Source organism: Falsiroseomonas sp. RANM36 (assembly GCF_056682175.1).
Genome location: NZ_JBWXTD010000003.1, coordinates 37,220 through 46,624 on the forward strand (window position 1 = coordinate 37,220; position 9,405 = coordinate 46,624).

The window sequence follows — 9,405 nt, forward strand, 5'->3', positions numbered from 1 at the left end:
CGGGGCCCTGCCGGGGGAGCGGGGGCGCGCCGCCGCCCGTGTCGTCCGCGACCGAGCGGCGGGTGGAGAAGATGCGCACCGCCACCACCAGCGCCATCGCGATCGTCACCAGCACGGCGCAGGTGGTCGCGGCCATGCCGGGCTCCGCGCCGATCTCCGAGAGGTAGAGCGAGAAGGCGAGGGTCGCGAGCACCGGGAAGCGCTCGCCCTCGCCCAGGATCGAAGGCGTGCCGAAATCGGAGATGATGCCGAGGAAGACCAGCAGCGCGGCGGTCAGCACGGAGGGCAGGATCAGCGGCAGCGTCACGGTGCGCACCACGCCGATGCGGCCACGGCCGAGGCTGGCGGCCGCATCCTCCAGCGTGCGGTTCACCCGCGCGAGGCCGCCGCGCACCACCAGGAACACCACGGGATAGAGCGCGAAGGCGCTCGCCAATGCGATGCCGAAGGCGCCGTAGATCGGCGGCAGGTTGATGCCGATCTCGCGCGCGGCCTCCGTCACCAGGCCGCTGCGGCCGAACAGCATGATCCAGGCATAGGCGCCGACGAAGGGCGGCGAGAGCATGGAGAGCAGGATCGCCACCTCGATCCAGGGCTTGCCGGCGAAGTCGTAGCGCGCGAAGGCCAGCGCCAGCGGCAGGCCGATGGCGAGCGCCATGACCGTGCCGAGCACGCCGACCGTCAGGCTGTTGAACAGCGCGCGGCGGAAATAGCTGGAGCCGAAGAAGGTCTGGTAGTTCTCCAGCCCGAAGCGCCCGCTCTCCTGCCCGATGAAGCTCTGTCGCGCGAGTTCGGCCAGCGGCCAGGCGACGAAGACCAGCATGAAGGCGACGGTCGCCCAGGCGATGGCGGTCCAGGGATCGTCGCGCATGCCGCGCAGCAGCCGCGCCGGCCAGCCGGGCGCATCCGGCGGCGCGATCCCGGCCGCGCTCATGCGATCCGCACGCCGCTCTCCGGCGCGAAGACGCGCAGGCGATGCGGCTCGAAGGCGAGCCGCACGGGCTCGCCCTCGTTGGGCAGGGGCAGGGCGCTCGGCAGGTCGGCTTCCACCGCGGCCTCGCCGGGGCCGATGATCACCCGCATGCGCGTGCGCGGGCCGAGATAGGCGAGGCTCGCGACGCGGCCTGCCAGGCAGCAGCCCGGCGGGTCTTCCGGCGTGGCGAGGCGCAGATCCTCGGTGCGCAGCGCGGCGCGCGCGGGGCCCTGCGCGCCGGGCGCCGCCCTCGGCAGCGCGAAGGCGGCGCCGTCGGCGATCCGCGCCGCGGCCCCCGCGGCGTCCTGCAGCAATGTCGCGTCGAGCCAGTTGCAGCCGCCGACGAACTCCGCGACGAAGGCGTGGGCGGGCGATTCGAAGACCTCGCGCGGCGTCGCGAACTGGCGGATATGGCCGCGCTCCATCACCGCGATGCGGTCGGAGATGGCCAGCGCCTCCTCCTGGTCATGCGTGACGTAGATGGTGGTGATGCCGAGCTCGCGCTGCATGCGGCGGATCTCGTCGCGCATCTCGATGCGCAGCTTGGCGTCGAGGTTGGACAGCGGCTCGTCCATCAGCAGCAGGTCGGGCTCGATCACCATCGCCCGCGCGAGGCCGACGCGCTGCTTCTGCCCGCCGGAGAGCGCATCCGGGTAGCGCGCGCCGAGATTGCCGAGGCGCACGCGCTCCAGCGCCGCGGCGACCTTGCGCTCCGCGGCCTCGCGCGGGACGCGGCGGGCGCGCAGGCCATAGGCGACGTTCTCCGCCACCGAGAGATGCGGGAAGATCGCGTAGCTCTGGAACACCATGCCGAAGTTGCGCGCCTCGGGCGGCGTGCCGTCCAGGCTGCGGCCGGCGAGGCGCAGCGTGCCCTCGTCGTGCTGGAGGAAGCCCGCGATCACGCGCAGCAGCGTGGTCTTGCCGCAGCCCGAGGGGCCGAGCAGCGTCAGCAGCTCGCCCCGCTCGGCCGAGAGCTCCACGCGGTCGAGCGCGGTGAAGCTGCCGAACCGCTTGACCAGCCCGGCCGCCGCGAGATGCGGGGCCGGGCCGGGGCGGGCCTCAGCGCCGGACAAGGCGCAGGTAGCGGTTCAGGATGTTGCGCTGGTTGGCGTTCGACCACTCGACCGGGATGTTCTTGATCGGCAGGTCGGAAGGCGGCACCGCGCCGGCCGGCGGGGCCACGTCGTTGCGGATCGGGCGGCGGTTGAAGCGCTCCACGATCAGCTTCTGCGCCTCGGCCGAGACGATGTAGTCGAGCAGCGCGCGCCCGCCATCCGGGTTCGGCCCGCCCGCGACCAGCGCCATCGCATCCGCCGCCATGGTGATGCCCTCGCGCGGATAGACGATGCGCACCGGCGCGCCGCCCTGGATGAAGCGCTGCGCGAAATCCTCGAGCGTGATGCCGATGGCGTATTCGCCCTGCGCCACGCCGCGCGGCACCGCGCCGGAGCTGCCGGTGATGACGAAGTTCTCCAGCATGCGCTCGAACAGGCGCCAGCCCTCCTCCTCGCCGAAATTGTGCAGGATCTGCATGAGCTGCTGCAGCGCGGAGCCGGAGCGGTCGGCACCGGCGAAGGCGATCTTGCCCTTCCACTTGGGATCGGCGAGCGCGGCCCAGGTGGCGGGGATCTCGGCTTCCGGCACCAGGCGGGTGTTCACCGCGATCACCGTCGGCAGGGTGACGGAGAAGGGGATCCAGTTCGGGCTGACCTTCAGCGATTCGAGGATCGCCGCGTCCTCGCGCGGGGTGTAGCGGGCGAAGACCGCGGGGTTGCCGTCGATCGATTCGCCGCCGACCGAGACGATGGCATCCGCCAGCGGCCGGGCGCGTTCCGCCACCACGCGGCGCACCAGCTCGCCCGAGCCGGCCGCGACCACCTGGATCTCGGCGCCGCTGCGGGCCTTGAAGCCGGGCGCGAGCGCGGTGATCGAATCGGCGAAGGCGGTGTAGGCGACGACATTGCCGCCCTGCGCCAGGCCGGGGCGGGCCATGCCGAGCGCGGCGCCCGCGCCCATCAGCAACGCAGTCCTGCGACCGATCGTCATCCGTCTCTCCTTCGTCGTCCCGGAGGGGCGCCTGGTTCGTCGCCCCGGCGGGGCTTGGCCTCGTCCGAAAACCCTTATCGTGTTTCCGGCGCCAAGGTAACGCCCTTCCGCGCCCTATCCGGCATGCCGGGAAACCGTCGCGCGCTCGCCCAGCACGCCGCGCGGGCGCAGCACCAGGATGGCGGCGATCAGCACGCCGATCAGCACCACCTGCAGCGCCGCGCCGCGCGCCTGCTCGGCCGCCGGCAGCACCTCCCGGATCAGGGTGCCGGCGGCGCTCCAGATCGCCCAGACCAGCACCGCGCCCAGCACCGCCCCGGCATTGCGCCCGGAGCCGCCGACGATCAGCATCGCCCAGATCTGGAAGGTGAGGACGGGCAGGAAGTCCTCCGGCGCGATGTAGCCCACGAAATGCGCATACATCGCGCCCGCCAGCCCCATCAGCATGCAGCCGATGACGAAGCTCTGCAGCCGGAAGGCGCTGGCGCGCTTGCCGAGGGAGGCGGCGGCCAGCTCGTCCTCCCGGATCGCGCGCAGCACTCGGCCCCAGGGGCTGGCGACCAGCCGCTCCAGCGCCCACCAGGCAAGCCCCAGCACGGCCAGCACGAGGCCGAGATAGGCGAGGTTCCAGCCGAGGCCGGTGCCGAGCGCATCGGCGAAGGGTTTCGGGATGGACTGGATGCCGAAGGGCCCGCCGGTCAGCGCCTGCGCGTTCAGCGCGACGAGCTGGATCACCACCGCGATGCCGAAGGTGGTGATCGCGAGGTAGTCCTCCCTCAGGCGCAGCGCCGCGAGGCCGACCACCAGTGCCGCGAGGCCGGAGAAGACCATCGCGCCCAGCCATCCGACCGCGACCGGCAGGCCGAAGCCGCCGAATCGCTCGGGCTCCGGCGGGCCGGTGAGCAGCGCGGAGGCATACGCGCCGACCGCGACGAAGCCCGCGACGCCCACGTTGAACAGGCCGCAGAACCCCCATTGCAGATTGAGGCCCAGCGCCATCACCGCGAAGATGCCGGCGAAGACGAGGAAGAAGGTGAGGTAGTTGAGGACGGGCAGCAGCTCCATCATGCGCGCTCCCCGAACAGGCCGGTCGGGCGCAGCAGCAGGATGCCGATGAGCACGACGAAGGCGGTGGCCGCGCGATACTCGGCGCCGACCAGCGGCACCGAGAGGCTTTCCGCCAGCCCCACGATGTAGCCGCCGGCGACCGCGCCGCGCACGCTGCCGATGCCACCCAGGATCGCGGCGGCGAAGAGCGGCAGCAGCAATTCGAAGCCGAGGCCGGGGCGCACCTGCCCGACCACGCCGGCCAGCACGCCCGCGACGGCGGCGAGTGCGGCGCCGATGACCCAGGTGGCGCGGATCACGCCTTCCACATCCACGCCGGCGACGCGCGCGAGCGCGGGGTTCTGCGCCGTGGCGCGCATCGCGCGGCCGAGCGTGGTGCGCGTCAGCAGTCCCTGCAGCGCGAGCATCAGCACGAGCGTCAGCCCGATCACCAGCATCTGGTCCGGCGTGATGCGCAGCCCGCCGAGCACATCGCGCGGCAAGAGGCGGATCGCGATCTGGATCTCCCGCGTGTAGTATTCGGGCAGCGTGCCGTAGAGGAACTGCACCAGGTTGCGCAGCGCCAGCGCCGCGCCGAAGCTCGCGATCACCAGCGTGATCGCGTTGCCGCGCCGCAGCCGGCGGAACAGCAGCCAGTCCACGAGCAAGGCGAGCACCGCGGTCAGCGCGGCGGCGAGGATCATCGCGACGATCAGCTGCCAGCCGAAGCTGAACGGCCCGAGCGGCTCCATCACGCCGCCGCCGGTCACCGCCAGCACCAGCGCGAGCGCGGAGACGGCGAGATAGGCGCCCCAGGTCATGAACTCGCCCTGGCCGAAATTGGCGAAGCGCAGGATGGAATAGGTGAGCGTCAGCCCGACCGCGCCAAGCGCGATCACGCTGCCCACCACCAGGCCATCGGCGATCAGTTGCAGCATCAGTGAGCGGCCTCGCCGAGATAGAGCGCCGCCATGCGCGGGTCGTCGGCGAGGTCGCGAGCGGCGCCTTCCAGGCGCTCGCGTCCTTCCACCAGCACCACCGCGCGGTCGGCGAGCGCCAGCGCGGCCTTCACGTTCTGCTCCACCAGCAGGATGGTCACGCCCGTGTCGCGCACCGCGCGCAGGCGCTCGAACACCACGCCCACCAGCTTGGGCGAGAGGCCGGCCGAGGGCTCGTCCAGCATCAGCACGGAGGGCGAGGCGACCAGCGCGCGCGCCACCGCCAGCATCTGCCGCTGCCCGCCCGAGAGCCGCCCCGCCGACAGCTTCCGCTGCCGGTCGAGATCGGGGAACAGCTCGAACATTTTCGGCAGGCTGCCGCGGCGCTGCCGGGCGATGAGGGAAGCTGCGAGTTGCAGGTTCTCCAGCACGGAGAGATTGGCAAAGACGTTCTCGGTCTGCGGCACGAAGCCGAGGCCCTCATGCACCATGCGATGCGCCGGCAGGCCGGTGATGTCGCGCCCCGCGAGCCGCACGCGCCCCGACCAGATCGGCACGAGGCCGGCCGCGGCCTTCACCAGCGTGGACTTGCCCGCGCCGTTCGGCCCGAGCAGCGCGACGATCTCGCCCGGCGCCACGCTGACGGAGGCGCCGCGCAGGATCGGCAGGCCGGGCTCGTAGCCGCCCTCAAGCGCCTCGATCTCGAGAGCAGCGGTCATCCCAGGTAGGCCTCGACCACGCGCGGATCGCGCTTCACCTCCTCGGGCGAGCCTTCCAGCAGCAGCTTCCCCTGCGCCAGCACCATCACCGGGCGGCACAGCGTCATCACCAGGTCCATGTTGTGCTCGATGACGAGGAAGGTGATGCCGCGCGCGTTCAGCGCGGCGATCTTCTCCATGATGATCGCGAGCAGCGGCGGCGCCCCGCCGGCGCCGGGCTCGTCGAGCAGGATCAGCCGCGGCTCCGCCACCAGCACGCGGGCCAGTTCCAGCAGCTTCCGCTGACCGCCCGACAGCACGCTGGCCGGCTGGCCGGCGAGCTTCGCGAGACCGACGAAGTCGAGCCAGTGCATCGCATGCTCGCGGTTACGGCGTTCCTCGGCCGCCACGGCGCCGGGGCTCAGCCAGTTCGCCCAGAAGCGCTCGCCGCGCTGGCCCTGCGGCGCGAGCATCACGTTCTCCAGCACCGTCATCGCCGGGAAGGGGCGCGGGATCTGGAAGGTTCTCGCGAGTCCGCGCGCAAAGACCTGGTCGGGCCGCTGGCCGTCTATGCGCGCGCCGTCGAGGGTGATGCTGCCGCGGTCCGGCGCCAGGCTGGCGGCGATCAGGTTGAACAGCGTGGTCTTGCCGGCGCCGTTCGGGCCGATCAGCCCGGTGATGGCGCCGCGCGCGAGGGTGAAGGAGACGCCGTCCACCACGGGCGGCCCCCCGAATCCCTTCGTCACGCCCTCGGCCACCAGCACGCGGCTCATCCCCCGGTCTTGGCCGCGGAAAGGCCGCGCGGCGCGGCGCAAGTCAAGGCCCCCGCTTGCGCGCCCGGCCCGCCCGGCCGAGATAGCCGCCAGCGGGAGAGCGGCGATGGACGAGGACGGATTCGACCTCTGGGACCTGCGGGTGGAGGTCGTGGCGCCGCCGGGCGCGAAGCTCTGGTGCGGCGCCGTGCCCGGCGATCATTTCGAGCTGCGTGGCGAGATGCTGCACCTGCCGCCCGGCCAGGGTTTTTCGATCTATTCGCTGGCGGCCGTGCTGCCCCTGCTGGCGGCGAAGCAGCGGCCGACGCATCCGATGGACTGGATGACCTCCGACGCCGAGGTCGCCTGCCCCGACCCGAACTGCCCGAGCCGCTTCCGCATCACCCGCACGCAACTGCGGCGTTTCCGGCGCTCCGACACCACGGCAACGAAGATCCCATGACCGTCCCGCGCTTCGAACTCGCACCCGCCTACACGATCTCCCGCCTGATCCGCGGCGGCTGGCAACTGGCCGGCGGGCATGGCGCGGTGCAGCGCGACCGCGCCATCGCGGACATGCGCGCCTTCCTCGATGCCGGCATCACCACCTTCGACTGCGCCGACATCTACACCGGCGTCGAGGAGATGATCGGCGCCTTCCGCGCCACGCTGCCGCCATCCGAGCGCGCGCGGCTGCAGGTGCACACGAAATTCGTGCCCGACCTCTCCGCGCTCGCCACGCTCACGCCGGCCGACATCGAGCGGATCATCGACCGGTCCCTGCAGCGGCTGCACGCCGAGACGCTGGACCTGGTGCAGTTCCATTGGTGGGACTACGCGATCCCCGGCTGGCTGGAGGCCGCGCAGCACCTGGCGCGGCTGAAGGAACGCGGGAAAATCCGCAACGTGGCCGGGACCAATTTCGACACGGCCCACAGCGCGGCGATGATCGAGACCGGCGTGCCGCTCGTCTCCATTCAGGTGCAGTATTCGCTGCTGGACCGCCGCGTCGCCGGGCCGATGAGCGATCTCTGCGCACGGACCGGCATGCGCTTCCTCTGCTACGGCACCGTCGCGGGCGGTTTTCTTTCGTCGCGCTGGCTCGGCAAGGAGGCGCCGGCGGAGCCGTTGGCGAACCGCAGCCTGGTCAAATACCGGCTCATCATCGAGGAGTTCGGCGGGTGGGACGCCTTCCAGGCGCTGCTGCGCCTGCTCGACGGCATCGCGCGCAAGCACGGTGTGTCCATCACCGCCGTCGCCACGCGCTGGGTGCTGGACCAGCCGCATGTCGCCGGCGCGATCGTCGGCGCGCGCTATGCCGAGCACCTGCCGGACAACCTCGCGGTGTTCCGCTTCGCGCTGGACGCCGAGGACCGCGCCGCCATCGCCGCCCTGCTGGCGCAGCATCCGGGGCCGCAGGGGGACTTCTACGCGCTGGAACGCGACCGCACCGGGCCGCATGGGCGCATCATGAAATACGAGCTCAACCGTGACTGACGCGGAACGCTGCGCGGAAGAGATCCGCGACCTGCACCGCGTCTTCGAGAAGACGCTGGGCGCGCCCGGCGCCGACGACGGCGGCCGCTACGAGGCGGCCTTCGCGCCCGGCTTCGCCATGGTGATGCCGAACGGAAGCCGGCTCGACCGCGATGCCGTGCTCGGCTTCCTGCACAAGGCGCGCGGCAGCCGCGGCCCGGGCTTCCGCATCGCCATCGAGGATGTCGCCGTCCTGCACGCCGCACCGCCCCTGATGCTGATGCACTACATCGAGCGGCAATGGCTTTCGGGCGGGATCGAGACCGCCCGCCGCGCCGCCGCCCTGTTCCGCCTGGAGCCCGCGGGACCGCGCTGGCTCTTCGTGCAGGAGACCTGGGTGAGCCCGCCGCCCGGCTGAGCCCCCGTTTACAAGCGCCCGGCGGGGCGCGAGATTGCCGCAAATCCATCTTCGGATCGGGAGAGAACCCCATGCCCATCACCCGCCGCGCCGCGCTCGGCGCCGGCCTCGGGGCGCTCGCCGCGCCCGGCCTCGCGCAGGCGCAGGGCGCCACCCACACGGTCGGCATGGTGGTCTCCCTGACCGGCCCCGCCGGGCGCTTCGGCCAGGCGGCGGCGAAATCGGTGGAGCTCGCCTTCAACGAGCTGAACGCGGCGGCCGGCAGCGCCGGCATCGCCGGCGGGCGCCTCGGCTTCGACCTGCGCGACGCGCAGTCCCAGGGCAGCGTCGCGGTGGACCAGGCGCGGCAGCTGGTGGACCTGCGGCGCGTGCCGGCGATCATCGGCGGCATCATCAGCTCCGTCTCGATCCCGATCGTCACCAGCGTGACCGGGCCGGCCGGCGTGGTGCAGATCAGCCCGGCTTCCTCCTCGCCCACGCTGACCCGCCTGGCGGCGGAGGGCCAGACGCGCGGCTGGTTCTTCCGCACCATCACCTCCGACGCGCTGCAGGGCACGGCGGCGGCGCGCTACGCGATGGACCAGGGGCTGCGGCGGCTGGCGATCATCCACGTCAACAACGATTTCGGCGTGAACATGGTGAACGAGTTCCGCCGCGCCTATGTCGCGCTTGGCGGGCAGATCGTCTCCACCACGCCCTACAACCAGGGTCAGGCGAGCTACGCGCCGGAAGTGACGCGCGCGCTGGCCGGCGATCCGCCGGCGCTCTACCTGGTTTCCTACCCCGGCGACGGCACCACCATCGCGCGCACCTGGATCCAGCAGGGCGGCGCCAACACCTTCCTGCTGAACGACGGCATGAACAGCGCGGACTTCATCCGCGATGTCGGCCCGCGCTTCCTGAACAACGCCTTCGGCACCTCCTCCGGCACGGTGACGACGCCCTCGACCGAGTTCTTCGGCCGTGCCTATCCGCCCATGTCGGGCGGCTTCGGCGCCGGCGCGCCGGCGGCCGCCCCCCCCGTCGGCGCCGCCCCGCGGCGCGGGCGGGCGGTGGG

11 protein-coding genes (1 of these 11 running past the window's edge) are annotated in these 9,405 nt (G+C 72.2%); 4 read left to right on the forward strand and 7 right to left on the reverse strand.

The window, feature by feature from the left end; all coding sequences use genetic code 11:
* From AC1MIR_RS05080 to AC1MIR_RS05110, 7 genes are all read right to left on the reverse strand, one after another.
* Positions 1-934, reverse strand: partial view of an ABC transporter permease gene (locus AC1MIR_RS05080; RefSeq protein ID WP_480027103.1) — the 5' portion only. Its footprint begins 905 nt before the window's first position; the window shows 934 of its 1,839 coding nt (coding positions 1-934); its start codon is at positions 932-934; its stop codon lies beyond the left edge, outside the window.
* Positions 931-2,046, reverse strand: coding sequence for an ABC transporter ATP-binding protein (locus AC1MIR_RS05085; protein WP_480027104.1), 1,116 nt, complete (start codon positions 2,044-2,046; stop codon positions 931-933). Before AC1MIR_RS05085 ends, AC1MIR_RS05080 begins: the two co-directional genes overlap by 4 nt.
* Positions 2,033-3,019 carry an extracellular solute-binding protein gene (locus AC1MIR_RS05090; protein WP_480027105.1) on the reverse strand — a complete coding sequence of 329 codons (987 nt, stop codon included), beginning with the start codon at positions 3,017-3,019 and terminating at the stop codon, positions 2,033-2,035. The genes AC1MIR_RS05085 and AC1MIR_RS05090 overlap by 14 nt, the downstream gene beginning before the upstream one ends.
* A gap of 114 nt (positions 3,020-3,133) precedes the next feature.
* A complete protein-coding gene (locus AC1MIR_RS05095) occupies positions 3,134-4,087 on the reverse strand; it encodes a branched-chain amino acid ABC transporter permease (protein WP_480027106.1) in 954 nt (317 codons plus the stop codon).
* Positions 4,084-5,004, reverse strand: coding sequence for a branched-chain amino acid ABC transporter permease (locus tag AC1MIR_RS05100; RefSeq protein ID WP_480027107.1), 921 nt, complete (start codon positions 5,002-5,004; stop codon positions 4,084-4,086). The genes AC1MIR_RS05095 and AC1MIR_RS05100 overlap by 4 nt, the downstream gene beginning before the upstream one ends.
* On the reverse strand, positions 5,004-5,723 hold the full coding sequence (locus AC1MIR_RS05105; protein WP_480027108.1) for an ABC transporter ATP-binding protein: 720 nt from the start codon (positions 5,721-5,723) through the stop codon (positions 5,004-5,006). Before AC1MIR_RS05105 ends, AC1MIR_RS05100 begins: the two co-directional genes overlap by 1 nt.
* Positions 5,720-6,475 (reverse strand): ABC transporter ATP-binding protein, encoded by a 756-nt coding sequence (locus AC1MIR_RS05110; RefSeq protein ID WP_480027109.1) that lies wholly within the window; start codon positions 6,473-6,475, stop codon positions 5,720-5,722. The genes AC1MIR_RS05105 and AC1MIR_RS05110 overlap by 4 nt, the downstream gene beginning before the upstream one ends.
* A gap of 106 nt (positions 6,476-6,581) precedes the next feature.
* Here AC1MIR_RS05110 and AC1MIR_RS05115 point away from each other — a divergent pair, with 106 nt between their 5' ends.
* From AC1MIR_RS05115 to AC1MIR_RS05130, 4 genes are all read left to right on the forward strand, one after another.
* The gene (locus tag AC1MIR_RS05115) at positions 6,582-6,917 is read left to right on the forward strand and encodes a TIGR04076 family protein (RefSeq protein WP_480027110.1); all 336 of its coding nucleotides are present in this window, start codon (positions 6,582-6,584) and stop codon (positions 6,915-6,917) included.
* Positions 6,914-7,951, forward strand: coding sequence for an aldo/keto reductase (locus tag AC1MIR_RS05120; protein WP_480027111.1), 1,038 nt, complete (start codon positions 6,914-6,916; stop codon positions 7,949-7,951). Before AC1MIR_RS05115 ends, AC1MIR_RS05120 begins: the two co-directional genes overlap by 4 nt.
* Positions 7,944-8,348, forward strand: a complete 405-nt coding sequence (locus tag AC1MIR_RS05125; protein WP_480027112.1) for a hypothetical protein — start codon at positions 7,944-7,946, stop codon at positions 8,346-8,348. Before AC1MIR_RS05120 ends, AC1MIR_RS05125 begins: the two co-directional genes overlap by 8 nt.
* Positions 8,349-8,419: 71 nt before the next feature.
* The coding region (locus AC1MIR_RS05130) for an ABC transporter substrate-binding protein (protein WP_480027113.1) at positions 8,420-9,405 on the forward strand (986 nt) is incomplete at its 3' end.